25 protein-coding genes are annotated in these 24,131 nt (G+C 43.8%); 16 read left to right on the forward strand and 9 right to left on the reverse strand.

Annotated elements, in window-relative coordinates; genetic code table 11:
* Positions 1–20: 20 nt before the first annotated feature.
* Genes NST94_RS05390 through NST94_RS05400 form a run of 3 tightly spaced genes read right to left on the reverse strand, consistent with a single transcriptional unit; the run spans position 21 to position 3,164 of the window.
* The gene (locus tag NST94_RS05390) at positions 21–2,312 is read right to left on the reverse strand and encodes a carboxypeptidase-like regulatory domain-containing protein (protein ID WP_339281754.1); all 2,292 of its coding nucleotides are present in this window, start codon (positions 2,310–2,312) and stop codon (positions 21–23) included.
* Positions 2,302–2,640 (reverse strand): hypothetical protein, encoded by a 339-nt coding sequence (locus tag NST94_RS05395; protein WP_076129549.1) that lies wholly within the window; start codon positions 2,638–2,640, stop codon positions 2,302–2,304. The genes NST94_RS05390 and NST94_RS05395 overlap by 11 nt, the downstream gene beginning before the upstream one ends.
* On the reverse strand, positions 2,637–3,164 hold the full coding sequence (locus tag NST94_RS05400; RefSeq protein WP_339171830.1) for a sigma-70 family RNA polymerase sigma factor: 528 nt from the start codon (positions 3,162–3,164) through the stop codon (positions 2,637–2,639). Before NST94_RS05400 ends, NST94_RS05395 begins: the two co-directional genes overlap by 4 nt.
* A 558-nt stretch (positions 3,165–3,722) precedes the next feature.
* Here NST94_RS05400 and NST94_RS05405 point away from each other — a divergent pair.
* From NST94_RS05405 to NST94_RS05420, 4 genes are all read left to right on the forward strand, one after another.
* The gene (locus tag NST94_RS05405; RefSeq protein WP_339281755.1) at positions 3,723–4,415 is read left to right on the forward strand and encodes a YjgB family protein; all 693 of its coding nucleotides are present in this window, start codon (positions 3,723–3,725) and stop codon (positions 4,413–4,415) included.
* Between the two features lie 148 nt (positions 4,416–4,563).
* Positions 4,564–5,715: a winged helix-turn-helix domain-containing protein gene (locus tag NST94_RS05410; protein WP_081393669.1), complete on the forward strand. Its 1,152-nt coding sequence runs from the start codon at positions 4,564–4,566 to the stop codon at positions 5,713–5,715.
* Positions 5,716–5,789: 74 nt separating this feature from the next.
* A complete protein-coding gene (locus NST94_RS05415; protein ID WP_339281756.1) occupies positions 5,790–7,091 on the forward strand; it encodes an MFS transporter in 1,302 nt (433 codons plus the stop codon).
* A gap of 612 nt (positions 7,092–7,703) precedes the next feature.
* A complete protein-coding gene (locus tag NST94_RS05420) occupies positions 7,704–8,270 on the forward strand; it encodes a histidine phosphatase family protein (RefSeq protein ID WP_339281757.1) in 567 nt (188 codons plus the stop codon).
* Between the two features lie 842 nt (positions 8,271–9,112).
* On the opposite strand, the gene NST94_RS05425 is transcribed toward NST94_RS05420, so the two are convergent.
* The 5 genes from NST94_RS05425 to NST94_RS05445 all read right to left on the reverse strand — a co-directional run bounded on the left by NST94_RS05425 (position 9,113) and on the right by NST94_RS05445 (position 12,691).
* Positions 9,113–9,895: a TatD family hydrolase gene (locus NST94_RS05425; protein WP_076277896.1), complete on the reverse strand. Its 783-nt coding sequence runs from the start codon at positions 9,893–9,895 to the stop codon at positions 9,113–9,115.
* Positions 9,892–11,025, reverse strand: a complete 1,134-nt coding sequence (locus NST94_RS05430; protein ID WP_076303366.1) for a copper amine oxidase N-terminal domain-containing protein — start codon at positions 11,023–11,025, stop codon at positions 9,892–9,894. Before NST94_RS05430 ends, NST94_RS05425 begins: the two co-directional genes overlap by 4 nt.
* A 103-nt stretch (positions 11,026–11,128) precedes the next feature.
* On the reverse strand, positions 11,129–11,440 hold the full coding sequence (locus tag NST94_RS05435; protein ID WP_076129542.1) for a hypothetical protein: 312 nt from the start codon (positions 11,438–11,440) through the stop codon (positions 11,129–11,131).
* Positions 11,441–11,452: 12 nt separating this feature from the next.
* Positions 11,453–12,100 carry a hypothetical protein gene (locus tag NST94_RS05440; protein ID WP_339281758.1) on the reverse strand — a complete coding sequence of 216 codons (648 nt, stop codon included), beginning with the start codon at positions 12,098–12,100 and terminating at the stop codon, positions 11,453–11,455.
* Positions 12,101–12,271: 171 nt separating this feature from the next.
* Entirely contained in the window at positions 12,272–12,691 is a 420-nt protein-coding gene (locus tag NST94_RS05445; protein WP_076129540.1) for a MarR family transcriptional regulator, read from the reverse strand.
* A gap of 218 nt (positions 12,692–12,909) precedes the next feature.
* On the opposite strand from NST94_RS05445, the gene NST94_RS05450 reads away from it, so the two are divergent.
* Entirely contained in the window at positions 12,910–13,476 is a 567-nt protein-coding gene (locus tag NST94_RS05450) for a sigma-70 family RNA polymerase sigma factor (RefSeq protein WP_076129539.1), read from the forward strand.
* Positions 13,473–14,435, forward strand: coding sequence for a DUF4367 domain-containing protein (locus NST94_RS05455; protein ID WP_339281759.1), 963 nt, complete (start codon positions 13,473–13,475; stop codon positions 14,433–14,435). Before NST94_RS05450 ends, NST94_RS05455 begins: the two co-directional genes overlap by 4 nt.
* Positions 14,436–14,736: 301 nt before the next feature.
* On the opposite strand, the gene NST94_RS05460 is transcribed toward NST94_RS05455, so the two are convergent.
* A complete protein-coding gene (locus NST94_RS05460) occupies positions 14,737–14,904 on the reverse strand; it encodes a hypothetical protein (protein ID WP_339281760.1) in 168 nt (55 codons plus the stop codon).
* A 182-nt stretch (positions 14,905–15,086) separates the two neighbouring features.
* On the opposite strand from NST94_RS05460, the gene NST94_RS05465 reads away from it, so the two are divergent.
* The 10 genes from NST94_RS05465 (at position 15,087) to NST94_RS05510 (ending at position 24,032) form a co-directional block, all read left to right on the forward strand.
* The gene (locus NST94_RS05465; protein WP_036686766.1) at positions 15,087–15,674 is read left to right on the forward strand and encodes a sigma-70 family RNA polymerase sigma factor; all 588 of its coding nucleotides are present in this window, start codon (positions 15,087–15,089) and stop codon (positions 15,672–15,674) included.
* A complete protein-coding gene (locus NST94_RS05470) occupies positions 15,661–16,419 on the forward strand; it encodes a DUF3600 domain-containing protein (protein WP_339281761.1) in 759 nt (252 codons plus the stop codon). Before NST94_RS05465 ends, NST94_RS05470 begins: the two co-directional genes overlap by 14 nt.
* 255 nt (positions 16,420–16,674) lie before the next feature.
* Positions 16,675–18,060 carry a helix-turn-helix transcriptional regulator gene (locus NST94_RS05475; RefSeq protein ID WP_339281762.1) on the forward strand — a complete coding sequence of 462 codons (1,386 nt, stop codon included), beginning with the start codon at positions 16,675–16,677 and terminating at the stop codon, positions 18,058–18,060.
* A gap of 148 nt (positions 18,061–18,208) precedes the next feature.
* Positions 18,209–18,382: an aspartyl-phosphate phosphatase Spo0E family protein gene (locus tag NST94_RS05480; RefSeq protein ID WP_076129534.1), complete on the forward strand. Its 174-nt coding sequence runs from the start codon at positions 18,209–18,211 to the stop codon at positions 18,380–18,382.
* Positions 18,383–18,588: 206 nt separating this feature from the next.
* Entirely contained in the window at positions 18,589–19,674 is a 1,086-nt protein-coding gene (locus NST94_RS05485) for an outer membrane lipoprotein carrier protein LolA (protein ID WP_076129533.1), read from the forward strand.
* A gap of 188 nt (positions 19,675–19,862) precedes the next feature.
* Entirely contained in the window at positions 19,863–21,044 is a 1,182-nt protein-coding gene (alr, locus tag NST94_RS05490) for an alanine racemase (protein WP_036686775.1), read from the forward strand.
* Positions 21,045–21,259: 215 nt separating this feature from the next.
* On the forward strand, positions 21,260–21,541 hold the full coding sequence (locus tag NST94_RS05495) for a CopG family ribbon-helix-helix protein (RefSeq protein WP_025698676.1): 282 nt from the start codon (positions 21,260–21,262) through the stop codon (positions 21,539–21,541).
* A gap of 3 nt (positions 21,542–21,544) precedes the next feature.
* A complete protein-coding gene (locus tag NST94_RS05500) occupies positions 21,545–21,895 on the forward strand; it encodes a type II toxin-antitoxin system PemK/MazF family toxin (RefSeq protein WP_036686777.1) in 351 nt (116 codons plus the stop codon).
* Positions 21,896–22,051: 156 nt separating this feature from the next.
* Entirely contained in the window at positions 22,052–22,660 is a 609-nt protein-coding gene (locus NST94_RS05505) for a TetR/AcrR family transcriptional regulator (protein WP_081383506.1), read from the forward strand.
* A gap of 172 nt (positions 22,661–22,832) precedes the next feature.
* Positions 22,833–24,032, forward strand: coding sequence for an MFS transporter (locus tag NST94_RS05510; RefSeq protein ID WP_076100052.1), 1,200 nt, complete (start codon positions 22,833–22,835; stop codon positions 24,030–24,032).
* Positions 24,033–24,131 lie beyond the last annotated feature (99 nt).

A 24,131-nucleotide genomic window follows, 5' to 3' on the forward strand; every position in this document is an offset into this window, starting at 1 on the left:
TTTTTGTTTATTTTAATGAATTAGCTTACCTCTAAAACTGCCTGCATAAAGGTCTTCAAAGCGGAGGGTTTGGCATTTGCGATCCATTGCTTTAACTCATCAGTTTGACCATTCACATACCATCCAAGCTTCTCTTTTAACTCTTGGTCAAAGACTTTAGGTTGATTTTTTCGTTCCGCTAACAGTTGTTTAATCATTTGTGGCCAACGGTATCCACTATGACCAAAGCTGTGTTCAGGATAACGCTCAGCAAGTGTCATTACCGAAGAGAGTGATTCACCAGCGTATAATTCTGCCGCCAAAAAGCTGCCAATAAAACGATGGCTATCATCATACTTTAGGGCGATCGCGAATTGTTTACGAGCTTCTTCAAGCTTCCCTTGTTGCATGAGGGCTGTAGCGTTAATAGAAAGTACATAACCGTTAGTATTGGGTCCGTTTAGTTCGTTGTAGTAGGAATAATATTCGTTATACGACTTCCAGTCCGCATGGTCAAAATAGTACTGCGATAATGTGAAGGCATAATTAGTAGAAGGCTGTAGTTGTATTAGCTTTTCGAGTAAAGGAATCGCCTTATCTTCTAATGTTGTATCCTTTGTGAGAGATGATTTTGCCAGCATCAACTTTACTAGCATGTGCAGGGCATGAACATCCTGTGGGTCATCGGCAATATTTTGTTGGTACATTTCTAGTGCCTGATCCGTTTTCTTATCCAGTAAGAGTTGGTCAGCCGTAGTAAGCTCTCTTTCCTTGAGATAAAAGAACGGCAGATTGCCGACGGTGTCTTCGTTCAATCTGTAGCCATTACTGCGGGTAATCAAGTGTCCATCTGCATCTAAGGCTTCAATATTCCAAGAAAAGCGCACTTCGGGATTCATAAATCCGAGAAGGGAGAGGGGATCAATAGATTCCCAGCCATCTCCACTGCTGCCATAGGAAAAACCGCCGCCATCGTAAAGTTCTTCTACAGGAATGGAGATATGGTTATCTACAATACGATCCCGAATTTGTACGCCCAACACGGCCCCCTCCCCGCCACCGCTTAAACGATAGTAAGCTGCTCCTTCAACAGCTTTCCAGCGGAAATCTATGGTCTTGCCTGTTAGGGTTTCCTGATTAATGGGAGACTGCAGTTCAAGCAGAGGTTGTAGAACTATGCTCTCATTCAACCTGTCATATGGTTTAACTTCAATCCAATCGTCATATTGTACAGGCCAAGTCCAGCCGTCGATCTGATCATAGCCAAGTCCAAGCTGTAACTGATAAAAGCCCGGAATCACACCGTGAAATTCGAAACGTCCTTCAGCATCTGTGACGATTCGGTACGGTTCAGCAGAAGTGATGCTATGGTTAACTTCGCTTTCAGCGCGGAGAAAAATACCTGCCCGCGGAACTGGGGTGCCATCGCTTCGTGTAAGGGTACCGGAGACGACAGCAGTTGAGGTATTTCCCATATCTATAGCAGACTGAATTGCGGTTCGAAGCGATTCCAGCTGTCTTTCAGTATCTGAAGTCCCAGCTTCTGGTGCTGCTGCTGATCCTGTATTGTCTCTGGAGCCTTCGTTCGAACTGCTGGTGGCAGCGTTCATTTGTTTATGAATATCCTGCCAGAATTTTTTGTAGCTCTCCAAGCCATCGTTTACTACGGTAAGTGCTTCCTGCGCTTCGCCTTTTGTAAAGAGTAAACGCCCGGTAAGCCATGCCTTTTGTGCGTTTAGCTCTTCCTGAGACTCGGATGGAAAGGGGGTTTGTTCAAGAATTGTTTCAGCGGTTGTTATATCGCCACTATTTAGGGCCCGCTCCGCTCGAAGGAGCTCCAGCTGTTTAGCTACAGAGGAGCTGCTGTTTAACTGTTTCGCTGCGGTGATTAGCGCTTGATCTCCATCTTCCTTTCGGCCAAGAGCATCATATTCATAAGCTAACTGCTTAGCCGCAAATATACGTGTATTATCCGAAGGCCCCTCAAGGATATATTCCTCAAGTAAAGGTACTATGTCCTCCGGTAATAAACCGGAACGCTGGGTTTCATCATTACTCCACTGGCTCATCGAAGGACTGACATTAACGTCATATCTGTAGGGATCATAGCTGTGATCCTTATCAAGGATGTTTGTGCGGATTAGCTCCATACGTTTACTCCCGGTTGTGGATGCCAGCTTTTGCAGAAGATCAGTTCTAGCTATGTTAGATTGAATAGCTGTGCTCTGATCTATCTGCCTCTGTGAAGGTAAGAAGTTAAACAGAAGAATAAGCAGGGAGGCAGGGAGCAACACGAATAACACCAGATGTTTGATTTTTATCTTAATTCTCATGTTTTTTCACCGCCTGCTCGTAGATATCCTTCCAATACGTATTTCCTCCAGCTTCGATTAGTTCTCGGTTCGCACGCTGCGGGGTGTTTTGTTGTGGCTGTTGTTTAATCTCTGGCTGATGCAGGGTCAGCGAAACGATTAGAATAATGGCACCGATCGCACCTATAGGTTTGACAGGGATCTCAATTTCCTTATTCCACAGCGCCAATAAACGGGCTCCAAAGGTTGGAGGGTGAGTCTGCTTAATGACCCGGTCGTGTCCAGTGAACTGGAGGTTTTTTAATTCTTCATCAAGCTGCTTTTTGACCACATCGCGTTCTGTATTCATAAGAAATGTCCCTCCTTCACCAAAATCTTTTTTAAGAGCGTCCGGCCTCTGGCGAGTCTGGATTTGATCGTATTTTCAGATGTATTTAATTGCTCGGAAATTTCCCGGATGCTCATCTCATGAAAGTAATATAAAGTTAGACATTCCCGGTATAGATAATCGAGATTTTTCAGGGACTCGGTGAGCCTGACATTATGCCATTCCACCATAAAAAGCTCTTCTGCTCCGGCTGTGAAGTCAGCATCCCCGTTGGTTTGCAGCTCTGACCCTCCCGCCGGGAAAATATTACGCCAGCTCCAAGTCCGTTGCCTCATGCGGCAGCGATTGACCACTATCCGTATTAGCCATGCCTTCAGCCGATCCGGCTCCTGTAACTGACTCATTTTGGCATAAGCTTGAATAAAAGTATCTTGTACCGCTTCTTCGGCACTTTGTCTATCTTTGAGCAGTAAAGAAGCGGTTCGCAGCAGCATATCTCCATATTCGTCCATTAACAGGCGGAGAGCTGACTCATCTTTTGCCACAATTCTCTCTATAATATTCAGATGCAGCTCCCCTCCCTTTACTAATAAGATGCGGCTTGGAGGATTAAGGTTGCGTTTGAATGGAAAATTCTTCAACAAATGTCGCGATTACAGTTCGTGTACTCAGAAGGACGCCGGATGCCGGACGCCGGATACCAGTTTACTTTTGGAATCTATTGCACAGAATGCAATGGATTGCTTTTTAAGCAGGATTATCTCCTTTCTATTGTACGTTCTGCAATGAAACCTTCGAGGCAGGGAATGACGTCTAAGGTCATATGGTTCATGAGTTTATGAGCTTATGAGTTCACGAGTTTATAGTTAAATGGAGTTATGTGGAGATTTTAAAGAGAAACTTACTTGAGTTAGGTGTCGGAAAAAAGGGTTTTATGTAGAAAAATAGAGTGTTTATGAATTTATATTTGTAGATATGGGTAAAAGAGGGTTAGCCAGAAGTATTGCCGCTATCCTGCAACTATTTGATTTTCACCTCGTCTGTATGTTCAGTTTCATTTTTTGCAAGTCGACTTTAAGGTAATCCACTAAGGAGATGACATCATGTCAGTACAGATAAAATTAATAGCAGGCTCTATCCTGCTCACAGGAATGATTGGGCTTGCTGGATGCAGTTCGAACAATGAGGCGGGGAATTCAGAATCCCAGGCAACGGCGCCAACAGAAACGGCTGTAACAGCAACCTCTGAGCCGGAAGTGAGCCCAGCAAGCACCCCAGCAGCAACTGCACCAGAAACTGCACCAGCAGCGACTTCCTCCCCTACGGAGACTGATAAAGATTCAACCAGCTCAAATTCACAAAATAGCGACAAACAGCTTAAAGAGTTACTCGAGCTTGCCAAAAAGGGGAAGGTACCCGGTGTGAAATATGCCGCTCATACCGGACTCATTGATGAGGTCGAAGCGGATTGGGGCAAACCTGATCAACAAGAGTCAGCGGGAAAAGGTATTTATGCAACCTATACTGACAAACATGTCGTGTTTGGATTTAATAAAGGAAGTTTAATCTTCGATGTTCGTTCAAGTGATTCCGCGCTGCAAAAGCTGACGCTGAAGCAAATTGAGGCAACACTCGGTAAGCCTGACGATACCAAAGTGAACGGAGAGGATAAGATTTACACCTATCAAGCCAATGACCAATACCAGCTGAAATTTATTATTCCAAGCTCGACCGGTACAGTAGATCACATATCCGTATTTAGTGAACAGGATTCTTTTAACAATATGGCTGGGTAAGTGGCATGGGTTAGAAGAGGAGAGAGCAATCATGCAGAGGAATCTGTGGGTTGCTCTTTTTGTATGTTCTTTTTTGAGGTGGAGTAGGCCTTGGACGGACTGTTATAATGTAACCAATGAGCGGGTTCGGGGAAAGTGAGGTTCTATCATGCAGCTGGAATTAAATGAAAGTGAATATAAAGTGACCGCAGAAGGGATAACGATAGAATTATTCCCAAAAGAATTTACGCTTTTTCAGTTCTTGTACAAAAATAGAGGGCGTACATTCAGTCGAGAACAACTATTGGATAAAGTATGGCCGCTTGAATATCCGGTAGAGCGAACGGTAGATGATCATATTTATCGGCTTCGTAAAAAGCTAGGCAAGCTTCAAGACTTAGATATTAAGACTGTTCGGGGATTTGGTTATAGTCTGACTATGCAGGAGCCCTCAGCTGCTATGGCCAATCCGACTACATATGACTTAGAGATGCAAAAGACGATGCGGGAAGTATTCAAGAAATATCACCTATATGGCCAAGGTCGCTCGATGTTAATCCTCGCACGCCAACAGGATGTTTTGGGGTATGCGATGGATCCGTTTTATTCGATCTATATTCATTTTGTACAGGGAGATTTGGATTGGCTGCTGAACACAACCGAGGTGGGGATAGAGGAACGGTTTTATTCCTTATTAATCTGTTATGTTCTATTGGGTGATCCTAAGAAAAAACTAGAGTTCTGCGAGTTAGTCCTTGAGAAAAAGATTCTTTTGCCGCCTCAGCATCGAGAAGTGGAGATCCTTAATATTCTGGATTTGTACATACTGGCTGGGCAACCGGAAAAAGCATTGGAACGACTAAAGCTAACATATGAAGTGATTAAAGAGCCGGGGTATGAGAGTTTCATTCCTATTACGGCGACCTCAGAAATGCTTGCACACTTGTGGATGGGAACAGAAGATCACGTAATAGAACGGATGGCAACAGACATTGAAGCGCTTTTGCTGGAGAAACCTTATTTGCGTGAGATCGGTAGTTATAAAGTTACAAGGGGCTTGTGGTTTCTACGGCGCAAGTCTTGGCGTGAAGCCGAGCAACTGTTGGATGAGGCACTTCAGGTGCTTGAGATGTCAGGGTTCGTGCCGATGCGGATATATGCATTGTATCGAATAGTTCATTTTTGTAACGAGTTTCCACCCAAGCCAGCTTTGTATCGCAAATATGTGAATTTATTTGAACGAGAGAAGGAAGAGCGGGGGTTCCATCGGTTAGAACAATCCTTGGATACCGTGCTTACGAACCTTGTGACTGCCCCCTGATAATTCTCTGACAATTCTCCATTACATTAAGGTCATGCTAATAAGTTCTTAATTGTAATTTGGAGGAATGTTTAATGAATGCTTCAATACAAGCAGGCACGAGCCTGCTTAAGAACAAGGTGTATATGCGTGTGTACAGCGCATTTGCGACAGCGACCTTTGGGGATTGGTTTGACGCCTTGGCGATTCAGGTACTCGTAGGGTACCGCTGGCAGGCCAGCCCGCTAATGCTGGCTTTGATTCCGGTCTCCATAGCTTTGCCGGGGATTTTGCTGGGCTCGTTCGCAGGGGTAGTGGCTGACCGACTGAACAAGCTGAAGCTGATGCGAATGTGTGATCTGCTTACGGCACTGTTAACCGTATTCGTATTATTTGCACCCAGTATGGTGTGGTTGCTCCCATTACTGATGTTGCGTGCTGCCATTTCTACGTTAAACGTGCCTGCTCAGCAGTCGATGACCCGTAGTATGGTTAGAGAAGATCAGCTGCTCCAAGCCACCTCGCTTAATGGGCTTGTGAATCAAGGCTCGAAAATCGCGGGACCTTTACTGGGCGGTTTCGCGTTGTCTGTTCTTACGCCTCAGTGGTGTATATTGATCAATGCTTGTCTCAGAGGCTGTTCCTATTTGCTTCTACTTACAGTTAAGAAAAGTGATGTAGAACAAGTTCGCACAGAAGGTAAGGGCGATCAAGCGGAACGTGTCCCCCTCCGTACGATGTGGAAAGAAGGCTGGAGCTTTATGCTGCGCAGCAGACTGCTTCTAAACAGCATGCTGTTTGGTTTAGTTGGTGCGTTGGCCATTCAGATGATCGATTTCCAGTTCACTAGTCTATTCAGAATTATTGCACCTTCTGAGGAATCTATGCTGGGCTGGCTTGTTGCGGCAACAGGCGTGGGGGCTGTATTCATGATCATGGTCCTGAACAAATTGAACAGGGGAACAGGCTACGGCTGGAAGCTGGGTACGGGTTACGCGCTTATTGGTATATCGGTCGGAGGGCTGGGCCTGCTTCAGCCGGGAGTCTCCATCCTTACTGTATTGCTGCTAGGATTTTTATTGGGTCTCGGGAATGGAATGTTTATGATCACCTTCAATTATTGTCTGCAAAAAGAAACACCCCCGCACATGACAGGGCGTGTGTTCGGTATTCAGAGTACCATTCTTAGCGGAGTTATGATTGGCGCGCCACTCCTCGGCGGAGTGATGGTGCAGGTTGCTGGGCCTAGCCGTATCTTTTTGAATTTTGGCATCGTAATCGCTCTGATTGGTGTGCTGGGCATCGCCTTCGGGCGCGTACTGTGGCCTACGCAGAAAGAGAAGAGCGATAGCTCTGCGGAGCAGGCTAGGACGGTTGAGGTGATGGAGGGTAGCTAGCAGGTAGCACGCTAGTCTAGCTAGCGTGACTTCCTAGCGGTACTAGAAAGCTTGAGTGGGAGAGAGAATCTTGGGTGACTCTCTAGCCGATCCCTAGCGGACTAGAAAGTTTGAGTGGGAGAGAGAAACTAGCGTGACTTTCTAGCATTTAGTTGCAGAATGTGCAGTTAAATTCCCTTTCAGCGATCGAACTGGGATTTAGTTGTACTTTGTGCAGTTATTATTTGATTTTCTCCCTTTTAGTCTAGGAAAGATGATTTTTAGTTGCACAGAGTACACTTATTTGCTCAGGAGGCCTCTTTTACCGCTTAATAGTTGTATATAGTGCAATTAATAGTCTCCTTAGTCATAGTCGCCTTAATATGTGACTTCTCAGTGAGCGATTTCTCAATAAGTGATATCTCAATAAGTGACTTCTCAATAAGTATCTCCTTAATAAGTGACTTCTCAATAAGTTATTACTTTGTGATCTAAAGCAACTGCTGCACGAAACGTTATAAGTTACAATATTACCTAGCCCGATAGGACAGTTTCTCGTCCGTAAGGGCTTTTTTAGTGTGTAGAGGAGATTGGCTAGAACATTAGAATTTGTAGAGGTAAAGGAGGGAAAGGATGGCTACTTTTATTTATATGGTGAGGCACGGTGAGTCGCCCAAACTGCCCGGAGGAACTGAAAGGACTCGCGGACTAACCGCGAAAGGGGAGGCAGATGCCTGCAAGATAACGGAAAAATTACGTCTGGAAGGAATTCAAGTCTTCTATTCAAGTCCATACCTTCGGGCTATACATACGATTTCTGGATTGGCGCAGGAGTTAGGAGCAGAGATTCAAAGTGTTGAAGACCTGCGGGAGATCCATTTCTCGGACGGAAGTACGATTATGACTGATCAGGAACTGTATCCATTACTGGCAAAAATGTTTGAAGATCCGGATTTTGTCCCAGTTGGTGGGGAATCCATTCATGCGTGTCAGAAGCGTTCAGTTAGTGTACTGGCAGAAATTCTGAGTAATCACAGCGGTCAAAAGGTTGCTATTGGAACTCACGGTGCAGTCATGACGCTTATGATGAACTATTTTGATGCCAAATATGATCTGAATTTTTTACTTCAAACCACAAAGCCGGATATTTATAAAATGGAGTTCACAGGCGGAACGTTAGTGGGTGTGGAGCGGTTATGATTATTGGGGGCTGCCTACAGGCACCTCGAGTATCATCAACCTGAGACTTACGGACTCAGTTGACATTATTCACAGATTATTAGCCTTTGGAGCATGGTTTCGGACTCCAGCGTCGTTATACCTTAAAAAGAACACCTTATTGGGTATTTTTTATACCAATAGCGACTCTGGGGTCCGTTCTCATCCCAAAAGTGGGGAATTGCTGCATATAAGGTCAGCGGTGTCCGATAGCGGCTTCACACGCGTAAATATGCACGTGTAATTGCGTACAGATAAATAGATACACGTAAATAAGCGCGTAAACTACGTGCACGTAAATACTACAGATAAATAAGTACGCGTAAACTACGTACACGTAACTATGTACAGGTAAATAAGCACGCATAAATGCGTACAGGTATAAGTACGTGTAAATACGTTTGTGGAAATACGTGCAGGTATAAGTACGTGTAAATACGTTTGTGTAAATGCGTACAGGTATAATACGTGTAAATACGTTTGCGTAAATGCGTACAGGTATAAGTACGTGTAAATACGTTTGTGTAAATACGTGCAGGTATAAGTACGTGTAAATACGCTTGTGTAAATACGTGCATGTATAAGTACACGTAAATACATACGCAAAAATATGTACGCGAAAATATTACCGAATCAAACGAAAATTGGTAAGGGGATCTGGATTAAGTAAGTTGGCTTGTGAACAGTACTTCCACTATGAAAAATACGGATTCACAAGCCAAGCTGTGTTTATTCATAATGTTGGTCTGGCGTTAGGCTAGGATAGCTAAGGCCCTGACTTTCCTCTACTCCTAGAATAGATCTATCTACAAGCTATAGAGCATCTACAAGCTATAAAATCTCTTAGTATTCGCAGTCAATAACTCTTCCGCTTCACCGGGAGTGTAACCATGGAGCGCTCCCCAAGCAGCGGCGACTTCACGAATCATAGACGGATGGGTGATTTTCCCTGCAAAAGGTCCTTCGAACGGCCAAGGACCATCGGTTTCAGCCATGACTAGCTCTGGGGGATAACGGCGGGCAAGCGCCTGTATCTCCGGCTCATACAGGATATCCGGGGTGAAGGAGATATAGTAGCCGTTCTTCATCATGCGGGCAATGGCTTCTTCCGGACCTTTGAACCAGTGGAAGTGGGCATGCTGTATGTTATGTTTCTCCAGGAGATCACAAGCAATAAGCGCATCTTCATAGACAGCATGCAGCACCACAGGTTTATTGAGACGGGAAGCTAACCCAAGCAACTGATCCAGCAGCTCAATATAGGGCTCCATATCAAAGGTTTCGCCACGTTCTAAGGCTTCAGCACGCGAATAGTAAGGTAGCCCGATTTCCCCCACAGCAATATAATCCTCACTAGATTGACTCTCGATCCATTTCAGTAGAGCAGCCAGCTCAGCATCCTGCGGCAAGGGTTGCTCTGGATGAAAGCCATAAGCTGGACGGACCACGCCGGGATTTATGGCTGCAAGTCTTTGGGTGCGTATACAAGAGTCCAAGTTCATAGAGACAGCGATAAGGGCTTTAACTCCCATTTCAGGCAGTTCACTCAGTATCTGTTCGGCAACTTCAGGTTCATATTGCTCTAAATGTATATGGGCATCAATCATAACTGTTCACCCTCCACGTAAGAAGCTAATTCCTCATGAACCTCAAAGCGAATAGAGTCGGGTTCCATTCCATCTTTTCCCGGTTTGTAGGCAAAAGTTAGTGTGCCAATACTCTCCAGAAATCCAATATAAACATTTGTTTCCGCCTTTAGCTTGCCCTCTTCCACTATGTAGTGAGTAACAGCACCAATGCCGGCTTCTTCGCCTAGATTGCCATCCTCAGCACGATCTGGATATCGCAAAGTCACCATGGATGGAGTTGAGCCTTTAACTTGAATTTGAATCAGGGCGTCCCCTTTTTCATTAGAAATTTTTGACGTAACCAATGCGGAGGCAGCTTTATCTGCAGAAAGGACAGTGACTTCTTCCCACTGGTTAGGCTTAATCACGTGAAGCTCTTGCATGGACATGCCCGTACCTGTTCCGAGCCACAGAATGACAACGATTTCTTCCTGCCCATCCTGATCGACGTCGGCATAATGAATCTCAGGAGGGTAACTTAAGAGTCTGGGTGCTTCCCAATCAAATGTATGCTTGTTACCGTTCACCTCTACAACAAATCCCTCATAGGTACCGCCATCTTTAAGGGCAGCATACAGCTTCACTTGGTCATTTTCTGTAGCAATAGCAAGAGGTTCGCTGGGTGTTCTGACGGTAGTACTAACATCCCCTGATGTTATTAATACTTCAGTTTCAGCTGCATTCAGCTGCGCAGTGGCACCAGACAGAGAGTTTAAGGAATCGGCTGGAATATATAAAATACCGTTTCGTAGAATAGCTGGTCCTTCAAGTGAGGTTTGATATCCGTCAGCTTGCATATACTCATTGTCCGGCGTCAGAACATAACTGCTGCTTCCGTCAGAGATGGTTAAGGTCTTTAAGTTATTATCCCATTTTTGTTCTGAGGTGTAGTATTCCATTAATACTTTTGCAGGTACATAGACCTTAGCATCTAGGAAAAAAGGGGAGAGGGTAGGAAGAACGGCTTCGCCGTCGACGATTAGTTTCAGTGGTGCTGAAGTAGCTTGTGTTTGGTTAATAGCCATTGTTGTATCCATATCTATGGTTGCCGATGCTCCGCATCCGGCCAAAAAGAGCGTGATAGCTCCGATAGCGATGATTTTATTCATAATTACCTCCAGGATAAAGTCCAGTCCCCTTAAGTATAGAATAAAACAGCGCGTTGTAGGTCACTTTCTATTAACAAAGAGAATACAAGCTTGTTACAGTTCGCTAGTTTTTAATAAAATGCAGGCATCCACGCAATAAACGACGAGTGTAATAGAAAGAAATGAACAAAAGTAAGGAGAGGCAGAGACCGATTGGAAGGCTGAGAATGTTCGGTAAATCATAATCTGGAAAGGCATTTAGTCCTATTCCTTGGATGCCAACAATACCTAGTACACCACCGATAGGTGCAATGATTGCACAGACAACACTCCCCACGGCCCAGACACTAAGGATTGGTACACAGAATAAGATGATGGCTCCTTTGGCGATGTTTTTGAGCACAGTGGCTCCTGACAAATGAGTGCTTTTTTCCATGTAAACTCTCCCTTATGGGTTTAAAAATACAGTTCGGTCAACTTGCGACTTAAGATCCACCGTCAGACTTTTGCTATAGCGGATTTCCCCAATGGTACAACCCGGTCCGACGATGATTTCTTCACCGCACACAAGGTCAGCTGTCGTCCGGTATAACGTTATGTTAGTTCCTTCAATTGTTGTGCAGGTAAGTTTTCGAAAAGGGTGCATCAGCGCATTAATCAACTTGGAAGAGGGTTTAACGATAATGTTACCGCCAGCTCTCATAACCTCGACAGTGCTTCTATTGCCTAAACGGATCTCAATCGATGAATCTGCAGTTAGTCTCTTTATCTTCACGGCACCTTCAGCATAAAAAGTCCCAGCTGCAGCATTTTCTGCTACGGACATGTATCCAGAAGAGCGGAGATTATCTGCTTGGATATTTTGAACGCGCAGACTCCCTAGATTGTTTACCTGATTAGCCTTACAATTCCCCCCAATTGTACAGTCACCAGATACTTTGAGTTTAGAAGTCGAGACGCTCCCTTTGGTACTTAAGTGGCCAAACACATCAACTGTGACCGTATTAATATTCTCTCGAACAAACTGCGAACCTCTTACCTTCAAGGGTGGATCGATCATGTCAGTACGTTCATAAGTATTGTTATTATTGGACATTTACAGTACCGTCCTTTGAAATATATTTTAATGATTAAAATATATATTGATTATAATATATAGTCAATATAATAATTTGGGAGTTAAACCTAAAAAAACACTGCCGTCAGTTTCCTGACAGACAGTGTTTATAGAAAAGAGTATAGCTGATAAGGAGCAAAATGAAGGCTGTTAGTGCATCATTTGTTCCATCAATTTATTTATTTGTTCTAAAGTTCCGGAGATTTTATTCAGATCAGGGGTAGGAAATGCTTCAAATATTGTATGGATACGCTGATCACCTTGTTCTGTAAGGACAATATTGACAACTCTGCGGTCTTCTTTAGTCCGCACCCGTTCAATAAGTCCAGCTTCCTCAAGCTTATCGCACATGGAAGAAGCAGCTCCGGGTGTAACCACGAAGCGTTCAGAGATGTCAGTAATGTTCAAGCTTCCGGTAAGCCGGAGTTGAAACAGCAGCATGATCTGATTGTGAGTCAGGGTTTCCTTTTTAGTGATCATATCAATGAAAAACTGGGATTTCTGCTGCACATTTGCCATAGATTCCATGACCTTATGGATAGCATTTTGTTTCTCTTCCTTTGTGCTCATAACATTGCCTCGCTCCAATTTACTTTAGTTACTAAAATATATAGAAGCTATAATAAGCTTGTCAAGTTGCCGGGTTACTGTAGCTTGGTTAGAAAGACTGAAATTAGCGCTGGAACTCTTCTTTTTTTATATCTTGTAATGAAATTGGAAATGTATCGTATTAACTGATGAATTTACTTAGCTAAGTGAAAATGTGGTGGGAAAGGAGAGTTCGATTGATGCATGAGCGCGCATTGCTTCATCCTTTTGTAAAAGAGAATATACAGGAAAATGCTGACATAGATGTTTTGTTCACAACGATTTTTGAAACCTACTATAAAAGAATATTTAACTACATCGCTTACCGGGTTAGTTCTCTCCATACGGCTGAGGATCTGACAAGCCTCGTTTTTGAGAAAACGTTGGCGAAACTATCGACCTATTCTCAGGAAAAAGCTCCTTTAGAGGTATGGTTATTCGCCATTGCCAGAAACGTGGTCAATGATCATTACCGGAGTTTTAAAAGGAAAATTTTCTTTTCGCTGGATGCCGTCAAGGAACTGGTTTCTAGCAGGAAAGATCCGGAAAACTTGATCCTCCAGGGAGAACGTAGTGGAAGGCTTAACGAAGCCTTGAATACATTGAGCTCAAAGGAGCGGAATATTGTGGCTCTAAAATTTGGTGCTAATCTGAGAAATAGAGAGATTGCCCAGGTTACGGGAATTTCGGAGAGCAATATCGGTGTGATACTCTACCGGACTATGAAAAAGCTGAAGACTGAAATAGGGAGCGTGGAGCAGCTATGAACAGTAAAGACATACAGCAGAAGTTCTCAGCAGATTTAGATGAAAGTATATATGGAGCGGCAAATGATTTAAAGGGTGCTGGGGAGTACAAGGAGCTGCTTGAGCTAGGCAGGGTTCTGGCCCATAAAGATTTCAGCGAGGGCTCTGACAAAACAGCCATTCTGAATAAGGCACGGAGAAAGTATGCCGGCCAAAAGGAGGAGAAAGGATTGCATACAAAACATAGATTAAGACGTCCTGCTGTTATGCTGGCAACTTTGCTAGTGGTTAGCGTATTAAGTGTAACTTTTGTGCAGCCGTCATTTGCGCAGGAGCTGTTAATGAAAGTATTGCAAACGATAAACTTAGGCCATATTGTAGCCCATGAAGTAGAATTTTCTGCGGATTCCAACGTGATTCCGGATGACTTAAAGGGGAAGATTTTTGATAGCAAAGGAAATGCGCTTGTGACCCTCGACGCTGCTCAAAAGGCAGGTGATATCTACAATGCTGATGGGGAAAAAATCGTCGGAGTTGAAGACGGCAGACTGGTTACGCAATCTGAGAGGGATCAAGAGAAAGCGGAATTGCTGATCGAGAGGGATTCTAGCAAGCTAAACGAATATACGATTTTTGATGTGGGCTTACCGGCGTATTTACCAGAGGGTTATACCTTTGATCGTGCAGAGTTTTATAAGGATAGCAATGGTGATGTGATCAATAGCAAATATATTAATTTATATTTTGTTAATGAAGCTACCGATGAGATCATCTCGATGCAGCAGCGGCACGCTGATTCCGAAACGGCTTATGAGATGTCGACGGATGGCACCATCGAAAAAGTGAAGATTAACGGAGTTGATGCTGTATTGGTTAATGGAAAAGGGTTGGACTGGGAAGCCAATGGAGTGTTATACGGTGTAACATCAGCTAGCTTGGACAAGAATGATTTGATCAAAGTTGCTGAGTCTATCCGCTGACTGATTTTTTAGTAAGATAGGTGGTTACTATTCGAGTATAACGGGTAAGGGGATGATCCATATGGATCTCCCCTTTTTCGCTTTATTGAGGGCACATGCAAACAACGATTGGGAGAATATAGCTGTACTTCGTACAACTATATTTCTGCGAAACAACGCTTCGATGGATATAATTGTATTTCGTACACTTATTTTCACGATTTACACCACTATAGGAAGTTTCTCTGCTTTTTAATTGTATAGAATACACTTAAAATCAGAGTAAACCCTTTTACATACGGAATAAGTGTACAGAATGCAGTTATCCCATAGATTTCGGCAGGGTCCGGCCAAAGCGGGTGTGAAAAGCTGAAGACCAGCTTCCACCTGCGCATAATCTGCTCAAGCAAAGCTGAAGACCAGCTTCCACTGCCCATAATCTGCTCAAGCAAAGCTGAAGATCAGCTTCCACCGCCCATAATCTGTTCAAGCAAAGCCGGCGGTCATCCGCCGACTTCATCTACTCCAATAAGCCGCTGCAGAGTAAAAACACCAGGCAGCGATTCTCCAATAACCGGAAAATCGCTGCCTGGTTGTTTTTTAAAATAAATCGAACGATTTATTCTCTATTTACCAATACATAGTGTAAGACCGAAGGAGGGATTGAGAGGGATGAAACATCCAAATGAATATTCTCAGCTCATTGCGCTTACGCTAGCCGGCAGCCGTGAAGCGTACAGTGAACTATATGAAGCAACGATTCGGGATGTGTATCAGACCGTTCATTTTCTCGTTCGCGAAACCTCCGATGTGGATGATGTTGTTCAGGAGATTTATATTCAGGTGCACCGGTCGCTTGAGCAATTTGACGTCAATCGTCCTTTTAGGCCTTGGCTTATGGGGCTGGTTATGCGGCAAATTCATGCCTATCGAAGAAAGAGATGGACGCATCTCCGAATGGTCAAAAAAGTAGAGCAGACTGATCTAAGGATGGAACCTGATTTCACTAGTGATGTTGTGGACAGGTTAGCTAACCGCCGTCTACTAGCAAGTGTTGATCGTCTTCCATTTAAGCTGAAGCAGGTGATTATTCTGCACTATTTAAATGAATATTCACAGGAAGAAAGTGCCGCGATACTGGGTATCCCTCTGGGTACGGTGAAATCCCGTATTCATGCTGCACTGCATAAGCTTCGTCAGAAGCCAGAAAATCATACTCTTTTTAAGGGAAAGGTGGAGGACCTGCATGAATTTCAATGAAGAGTTACGGACAGTTCTGCAGGAAGAGGCGAGAAATCTAAGTGCCCCACCGGAACTGAAGGAGCAAATACTAAATCAGACCGAGACTAGGTTAGGGGGAAGACGAATGAAAAAATGGCTTGTAGCAAGCATTTTGGCGGCTGCATTATTAATTCCTACTGGAGCATATGCCGGATATAATTATTTGGCGGATACCCTGTATGGCTCACAAGCAACTGCTGCTACGATTGGAGTAACCCAGCAACAATATGACAGGCTTGAAGCCAAACTGCAGAGCGCGAAGCAAAGTTTTAACGAAGAGGAATTCACAAAATTGATGTCATTACTAGAGGAATTGGGAGCTTACAATCTGCAAATCGCCGATGCTGAAGGAGTCTTTCACCTGGAACAGTTAAGTGCGAAGGATCAAAAGGCATATAACGATTTACAGGTTGAGCTTAAACCTTATTTTGAGAAAATGAATGAAACGGAAATCCCTAAGGCAAAGTCGGCTGTCGTTGATCGTGATACTTTCTGGGATGGCTTGCTGGAAAAAGCAGAACAGAGGCTTACTAAAGAAGAGTTTGCGGAGATCGAACAATTAATAAATGAGTTGCAAAGCTATGATGCCAAGGTATTTGATGCAGATGGAAGTGTTCATATGGATCGGCTTTCGAAAGAGGAGATACAAAACCAAGAGAAGTTAATTGAAGCGCTCGGTTCTTATATAAATAAGCTGGACATGATGATTAAACCTAGTTCTTAGTTGAATTTAAATGCATGTATTGAATAACGATGGATAGAAGTAGCATTAGAAAAGCCACCAGAAAAGGTCTAATACACCTTGTGTTCTGGTGGTTTTTTACATTCGGCTAATTTGTATTTTATACATCACTAATTGAATAAATGTATAATCAATTGAGTCAAAAAAAGTATTTGACCACTGGAATAATTAGACATATTATTATTTAAATACTATTGATCTATATATGAATCATGATGGCGAAAGGTGGCTTTGATCATGAAGCAGATGACCATTCGTGCAGAACTGGCGGACTACCTCAAGAAGAATGGAATAACAATTAATCAATTCGCAGAGGTATCTAAAGTAAATTCAGGCACGATTAGCAACATTATGAATGGGAATCGTCCTATAGCCATGCAGCAATTAGATCGGATTACAAAAGGTATGGGATTAGAGGAAGGCTGCTTTTACGATATGTATGTGGAGGAGTGTTTTATACATTCCAATCCCAATTGGAGACGTCTTCGACCTTTTCTATATCGCTGTGCTGAACTAGATAAGCTGGAATGTATAAGCCGGGTGATTGGAATCATGATGGACAGCCTATCTTATACACACCCGTTGTTTGATACAGCAGAAGATTTCTTTGCACAAGGGAAATATGAAGCTGCAGCGTTGTTATACCGGAGTGTGGCGGAGAGTGAGAAGTATCAGCATTCAGAGCGGCTGGCTTTTTGCCAATACAGATTGTTTACGATTGCTCTAGGGGGCGATCAGGATGTGAATTTGCGGGCAGCGGTGCAGTTTGAGGGCTTTGTAAATCGGCTTGATGAAGTTGATCAGCTTGACGCACTGAAGGTTCTGGCGAATACATATAGCGCTTTGAGGCATTGGGATAAGGTAATGGTAATGACTAAGGAATTGGGCAAAAAAGCATCCATTCAATATAATTATAATAATGAGCGAGCCAGAAAAAACGGGGTACAAAAGGAACCTGCAATGCCCTTATTTTCATATATTTTATATTCTTATGTGTTACGTTCAGTAGTTTACAGAGAGCTTGGAGATTATGATAGAGCATTGCATTATATCAACCTTTACATGGACATGAGCTGGATTCGTGAGGATACGGAGGAAGCTTTGCAACTCATGAATCAATGTATGGGTTGGGCGCAGGCTAATATTTTTTTGCTGAAAATTTTAAAAGGTGATGCAGCAATGCTTCCGGAATATGTGACCTATATTGAAGATAGAAAAGAAGAATTTCTTCCAGGCCTGTTCAAAATCCTTCAGGCAGCCAACCACTATGATTTTAATGTGGATGATATTCTTCAGCGGTTTGAGCAAGAAATATCAGATTTTAGAGATCAGCAGAGAAATCTTAAATGTTATAATCGACAAATTATCGAAGACAGATACACTTTTTTTATGGCTGAAATAGCATTGTATTATATAAGAAGAGGAAAATATGAGCTTAGTATAAAATATATAATGGATAGTTTGGAGAATTCTGTGAGGATTAATAACGAATCATGTATAATTAAGTGTGTCGGAATGTTTGAGCAGCTTCGGCATACTGCATCTTTAGAAACGCAGAAGGAGTACCAGAATCTGCTTAGAATCAATGAAAAGAAAAATTGTTTTGTTATTGACAGTGCTTAGTAGTGATAGTTTCATAGAAGATATCAATAAAGAGAGTTCTCTGATTAAATCTGGAATCGCTTTTTTTTCAATTCTAGTAATGCACTTCAATGTAAAATTAAGAATTTGACATATACCTCTAAAATATTACATTAGGGAGGTAGTGTTAATGAATGATCAGGAAATTATCCAAAAGAGAATAGAGGGTGCTAGAAACAAACTTTATTTGATGGAGAGGCAACATGGAGGGCTTTCGCATCCAAATGTGATCAGACAGTCCATGAGATTAGATGAATTAATTAATCAGTACAATAAAGCAGTACATAGTGATAACGAGAATTGAAGAGAATGGTTAAAACACCCTACATAATGATATTGCAACTTCTGATGAAGTATAGAGCCAGCGCTGTGCGCGGGCTTTTTGGCTTGTTGGAGCTCATAAAATAAATCAATGCTGCACGCTTGTCATGCCCGTCTGCATATTGCGGCCAAGTCCCTCATAGACATGTACTAATCAATGCATTCAAAACAGGTTAAGGGGATGATGTCATGCGCCGGATAACATGGGTACTCGCGATCATTATGAGCGTGGCCCTGGTGATGACGGGGTGCGGGAAGAAGGATGCCGCTTCCGTAGTCAAGGATTTGAACAATGTGGCTGACAAGTTGGAAAGTAAGCAGGGAACGTACCAAGGTTCTGGCACAATGACCCTGTATACCGGGGAACAGCCGCAGGAGTATAAGGTAGAGGTATGGTACAAGAATCCTTCCTACTACCGGATCAGCTTGGCAAATGTTCAGAAGGATATTACGCAGATCGTACTTCGTAATGATGAGGGAGTGTTCGTACTCACACCAAGTATGAATAAGAGCTTCCGTTTCCAAAGCGATTGGCCGGATGATCAAGGTCAGGTCTATCTGTATCAGACGTTGGTTCGTGGCATAGTTTCGGATAATAATCGCCAATTTGTGGAAGATGGGGATAACTATGTGTTCGAGGTAGCCGCGAATTATCAAAGCAATGCCCTTGTACGGCAAAAGATTTGGCTTGATAAAAAGACTTATGAACCTAAACAGGTTCAAGTCTCGGATTCTGAAGCGAAGGTAGTTGTAAACGTGAAGTTTGACACCTTCAAATTCGATACGGATTTCACCAAGGATTCTTTTGATATGGAAAAGAACATGGCCTCGGGTAAGTCCGCAGAGAGCACAGTAGCTGAGGTTGATGAGAATGGTAATCCAATTACAGCTCCTGAAGGCCAAGAACCGGCTGAGCAACCAGTGGCTGCAGAGCTTGGAGACTTTGGGATCATTGAACCTGATTATATTCCAGCTGGTGTAGAGTTTAAGGACTCGCATAAATTGGAGGGGAACAAAGACCATGCTGTTCTCATCCGATATGATGGGATTTATCAGTACACTATTATGGAATCCCGTCCACTGGACCGTGCGGTAGCACTGGCGCCTGGAACCCTGAAAGACCTTGGTTTTACATGGGGAGTTCTGAGTGGGGATGAGCAGCAGACATTGACTTGGATGTCTGAGGGAGTAGAGTACCGAATTACAAGTGCCAATCTTCCTGCTAATGAAATGATGCAAATTGCCGCTTCTATGGAGGCACAATCGGGTAAATAATAAAAAGTAGGCGGATACTGCGTTTTGTGGGATTCTTTCCTCTACAACGTAGTATCCGCTTTTCTTTATTTGCCGGGGCTCCAGCACACATTGACAGCTACCTTCTGTAGCATTACCATTGGTACTAAGACAATGATTAATGCAATGCAGCAATGACGTTTTACTACAACGTAAGAAGGTGACTTGAAGTGCAAGCAAGCTATCGACCGACAGTAGCCGAAATTAATCTGGATGATTTGCGTGCCAATTACGAAGCCTTTCGCCGCTACTTGCCGGCAGAGACAAAGTTTATGGGATGCGTCAAAGGAAATGCGTACGGCCATGGAGCAGTGGAAGTGACACGGGAGCTGGAAAGACTCGGAGCAGATTATGTTAGTGTGGCTTTTTTGGATGAAGCATTGGAGCTGCGTCAGGCGGGAATACTGATTCCTATACTGGTGCTTGGCTACACTTCCCCAGAAGGAATAGCCGTTGCCTGGGAGAACCATGTAACTGTAACACTGTTCACACCGGAGGTACTGGAGGCTATAAGACAGCTTCCTATAGATCCGGAACATCGGCTGAAGGTGCATATCAAGATTGATAGCGGGATGGGACGACTGGGTCTTTTACCAGCTGACGCACCTGCATTTATCTCTGAAGTGCAGTCTGTTGCGCAGGCGGAGCTGGAGGGTATGTTTACCCATTTTGCCAAGGCAGACGAACAAGACAAAAGCTATACACTGGAACAGCATCGACGGTTCATGAGCGTGGCGGAAACGCTGCGGGAGCAGAACATTCAGATCCCGATCATACATACGGGCAATAGCGCTACGGCCATTGATTCACCTTATTTATCCAGCAACATGGTGCGTGTAGGCATCAGCTTGTACGGATTTTATCCCTCCACAGAGGTGAACCGTCAACTGGTAGAACTACGTCCGGTATTGACGCTGAAGACGCAGGTTGTATATGTCAAAAGCCTGCCTGCCGATTGGGGCGTCAGTTACGGCACTAGGTACATCACAGAGAGCGAGGAGATTATTGCAACGCTACCTGTGGGGTACGCAGATGGATATTCCCGCATGCTAACTGGCAAAGCGGAGGTGCTAATACGTGGACGCCGCGTTCCTGTCGTCGGAACAATCTGCATGGATCAGTGTATGGTATCACTCAAATCTTTCGCTGCAGAAGCGGAACAAATTAAAGCAGGCGAAGAAGTTGTTCTCATCGGCCGTCAAGCTGACGTGATGATCACGGCAGACGAGTTGGCTCTCCAGCTTGGAACAATTCACTACGAGGTTATCTGCATGTTGGCTCATCGGGTGCCCCGCGTTTATATAAGTGAAGGCACACTTCCTAAATTAGTAAATGCTCTGCTCACAAACTGAAAGTTCTTGACAGTGATGTTATACAAGGGAGAAAATAGAAGGAATTGTATCGTATTAGGAGATGTGACTAAAAGCCTATACGAACCACCATTTCTAGTTTATAATGGGATGCAGCATACTTGATATACTGGCGGCATATATTCCTTGTATAAAATTCCTTGTATATTGTAACACTGGAACACAAGGGCAGAAGGTTTGTGGGGGTGGAAGAGAAGGTGGCTAATTTGCAGAACACCAAAAGAATCATGATCAGCTTGCCCGATCATCTCTTGCAGGAAGTGGACGGAATTGTTCAATTGGAGAATTCCAACCGGAGTGAATTGATTAGGCAGGCCATGAAGCTGTACTTGAGCGAACGGAGGAAACGTTCCATCCGGGAGTCCATGCAGCGCGGCTACATGGAAATGGCTAAGATCAACTTGACCATGGCATGCGAGGCTTTCCTCGCGGAGGAAGATGCAGACAGCACTCTTGGCCGCTTAGTAAGCGGGGTGTAGACATTGATCGTTAAACGTGGCGATGTTTTTTTTGCTGATCTTTCGCCGGTTGTAGGTTCTGAACAAGGCGGAGTAAGGCCAGTTCTGGTCATCCAGAACGATATTGGCAATCGCTTTAGCCCGACGGTAATTGTGGCTGCAATCACAGCCCAAATCCAGAAGGCTAAGTTACCTACACATGTGGAAATTGACGCAGCTGCTCATGGCTTTGACAGAGATTCTGTTATTTTGCTGGAACAGGTTAGGACGATTGACAAACAACGCTTAACTGACAAGATCACCCACCTTGATGATGAAACGATGAAAAAGGTGGATGAATCGCTGCAAATCAGCCTTGGTCTGATTGATTTTTAATCACCCTAGGTTATAGATAACTCATGAGATTGGCGCTCGGGTACGAATCCGGGCGTCTTTTAATGTGCGTTTTTGCGTATAGTAAATAAAGAATCGTTAGGTCTTCACTTTTTGAAAATGATCTGATATTATTAGACCGTACGGTCGGTTTAGGAGGTGCTTAGAATCAAAGGACGCTCAGACGGAGAAGAAACTAAAAAAAGAATTGTGCGCAAGGCCACGCAGCTGTTTGTACAAAAGGGTTATGCTGCCGTAACTATGAATGAAGTTTGTGTAGCCTCGAATGTCAGTAAAGGCAGTCTGTATCACCATTTTCCGAGCAAGGATGAGCTTTTTCTATTTGTAGTGGAAGTGGATACGTTAGAGTGGCTGCAAGCGTGGGATGATAAGAAACAGGAAATTGTAGGGATCGAAGAACGATTTTATGCGTTAGCCGAACACTACGCAAATGATTTTCAGAATCCATTGATTCATGCGCTCGAGGAATTCTCCAGAAGCAGATGCCACCCGGAAGAGATTAGCAAGCGGCTTTCACTTCTTTATGAAGCAGCCTCACATGCTTGTCGTGATCTTTTGAAGGAAGGTATTGAAACGGGATATTTGGTAAAGGGCGACTTAGAGAACTATGTAATCATCGTGAGTGGCATGCTTGAAGGGATTGGAAGAGTTTCTGAATTCTCGATTCATGAGAAGACCCAGGAGGATATAAAAAAATATTACCGGGAAGCAGTAAATTTATTATTACAAGGGATCCGTACGGGGTAAGATAACGAGGGGCATGAAAAGAAGCTTTACATTCAGGAACATGAAGGCTGAAGCTTCTCAAAGGCACCGGAATAGGAAGGGTTATTTTTTTATTATTATTTAGACCGGATGGTCGGTCTTAACATGCATAATATTCGAAGTTTTGGCTTTAAACACACGGAGGGTTAATACAATGTCATTGTTACTTAGAAACAGAGGCGCTATGCTGCTTGTTATGCTTAATATTTTTCTGGCTTTTACTGGAATTGGGCTAGTAGTCCCAATAATGCCAACCTACATGAATGAGCTTGGGATCAGCGGAAGTACTGTCGGGCTCTTGGTCGCCTCCTTCTCGCTTGCCCAATTATTAATATCGCCATTTGCCGGCAGATTATCCGACAGAATCGGTAGAAAAAAGGTGATTGTAGCAGGCTTGATCGTGTTTGCGATATCGGAGCTGATTTTTGGTCTGGCCAATGTACCTTGGCTCTTGTTCGTTTCGAGATTGCTTGGTGGTGCAGGAGCTGCTTTAATTATGCCGGCAGTTATGGCTTATGTAGCGGACACGACTTCTTTTGAAGAGAGAGCTAAAGGAATGGGGCTAATTAATGCAGCCATTACCACCGGCTTTATTATTGGTCCTGGGATTGGCGGTTATCTTGCTGAGCTTGGAATGCGGGTACCCTTTTTCTGTGCAGCGGGTGCAGCTGGAGTTGCAGCTCTAATTACAGTTTTAATTTTGCCTGAGTCTCTATCTGAAGAGAAACGTAAGGAAGCGACGTTATCAAAAAATAATCAGGAAAGCTTCTTGACGCAGCTGATGCGTTCTTATCGCGAACCGTATTTTTTCGGCTTAATTATTGTATTTGTCATGGCTTTTGGGCTGGCTAATTATGAAACGGTGTTCGGATTGTTCGTGGACCATAAATTTGGCTTTACGCCTAAGGATATCGCTTTTGTAATTACCTTTGGTTCTATTGCAGGTGCGGTGGTGCAGGTGTCCGCGTTTGGCTGGATCTTGAATAAATTCGGGGAGAACAAGGTGATCTCCACTTGTCTTATAGTCTCATCATTGTTTATTCTGCTGACCTTGTTTGTAAGCGGCTTTTGGGCGATTATTACGGTTACCTTTATTGTGTTCTTTGCAATGGATATTCTGCGTCCAGCAGTAGGCACACAGCTTTCCAAGATGGCCGGAGAATCGCAGCAAGGTTTCGTAGCGGGAATGAACTCAGCTTATACAAGTCTCGGAAATATTGCTGGGCCTATCGTCGCAGGGTATTTATTTGATCTTAGTATTAACTTCCCATATGGGGCAGCCGCGCTCGTTCTGGCTTTGTGTTTTGTATTGTCACTGAGTTCCGGAAAACGGGGAATGGGACAGCGGGCGTAATCGCCGAATCCGGGCTCTGACCACTCTACCATGCCTCGCTTTATCGCACAGCGGTTCAGTACAAAGCGCGCTATTCGGGCTGGTCTTTGGTGCAGAGCC

This window comes from Paenibacillus sp. FSL H8-0282 (assembly GCF_037963825.1).
Taxonomy (GTDB): Bacteria; Bacillota; Bacilli; order Paenibacillales; family Paenibacillaceae; genus Paenibacillus_AQ; species Paenibacillus_AQ odorifer.

Excerpts from the sequence above, each read along its gene's own strand:
- NST94_RS05390 (WP_339281754.1), bottom strand. The coding sequence starts at position 2,312 with ATGAGAATTAAGATAAAAATCAAACATCTGGTGTTATTCGTGTTGCTC.
- NST94_RS05395 (WP_076129549.1), bottom strand. The coding sequence starts at position 2,640 with ATGAATACAGAACGCGATGTGGTCAAAAAGCAGCTTGATGAAGAATTA.
- NST94_RS05405 (WP_339281755.1), top strand. The coding sequence starts at position 3,723 with ATGTCAGTACAGATAAAATTAATAGCAGGCTCTATCCTGCTCACAGGA.
- NST94_RS05410 (WP_081393669.1), top strand. The coding sequence starts at position 4,564 with ATGCAGCTGGAATTAAATGAAAGTGAATATAAAGTGACCGCAGAAGGG.
- NST94_RS05415 (WP_339281756.1), top strand. The coding sequence starts at position 5,790 with ATGAATGCTTCAATACAAGCAGGCACGAGCCTGCTTAAGAACAAGGTG.
- NST94_RS05420 (WP_339281757.1), top strand. The coding sequence starts at position 7,704 with ATGGCTACTTTTATTTATATGGTGAGGCACGGTGAGTCGCCCAAACTG.
- NST94_RS05425 (WP_076277896.1), bottom strand. The coding sequence starts at position 9,895 with ATGATTGATGCCCATATACATTTAGAGCAATATGAACCTGAAGTTGCC.
- NST94_RS05430 (WP_076303366.1), bottom strand. The coding sequence starts at position 11,025 with ATGAATAAAATCATCGCTATCGGAGCTATCACGCTCTTTTTGGCCGGA.
- NST94_RS05435 (WP_076129542.1), bottom strand. The coding sequence starts at position 11,440 with ATGGAAAAAAGCACTCATTTGTCAGGAGCCACTGTGCTCAAAAACATC.
- NST94_RS05440 (WP_339281758.1), bottom strand. The coding sequence starts at position 12,100 with ATGTCCAATAATAACAATACTTATGAACGTACTGACATGATCGATCCA.
- NST94_RS05445 (WP_076129540.1), bottom strand. The coding sequence starts at position 12,691 with ATGAGCACAAAGGAAGAGAAACAAAATGCTATCCATAAGGTCATGGAA.
- NST94_RS05450 (WP_076129539.1), top strand. The coding sequence starts at position 12,910 with ATGCATGAGCGCGCATTGCTTCATCCTTTTGTAAAAGAGAATATACAG.
- NST94_RS05455 (WP_339281759.1), top strand. The coding sequence starts at position 13,473 with ATGAACAGTAAAGACATACAGCAGAAGTTCTCAGCAGATTTAGATGAA.
- NST94_RS05465 (WP_036686766.1), top strand. The coding sequence starts at position 15,087 with ATGAAACATCCAAATGAATATTCTCAGCTCATTGCGCTTACGCTAGCC.
- NST94_RS05470 (WP_339281761.1), top strand. The coding sequence starts at position 15,661 with ATGAATTTCAATGAAGAGTTACGGACAGTTCTGCAGGAAGAGGCGAGA.
- NST94_RS05475 (WP_339281762.1), top strand. The coding sequence starts at position 16,675 with ATGAAGCAGATGACCATTCGTGCAGAACTGGCGGACTACCTCAAGAAG.
- NST94_RS05480 (WP_076129534.1), top strand. The coding sequence starts at position 18,209 with ATGAATGATCAGGAAATTATCCAAAAGAGAATAGAGGGTGCTAGAAAC.
- NST94_RS05485 (WP_076129533.1), top strand. The coding sequence starts at position 18,589 with ATGCGCCGGATAACATGGGTACTCGCGATCATTATGAGCGTGGCCCTG.
- NST94_RS05510 (WP_076100052.1), top strand. The coding sequence starts at position 22,833 with ATGTCATTGTTACTTAGAAACAGAGGCGCTATGCTGCTTGTTATGCTT.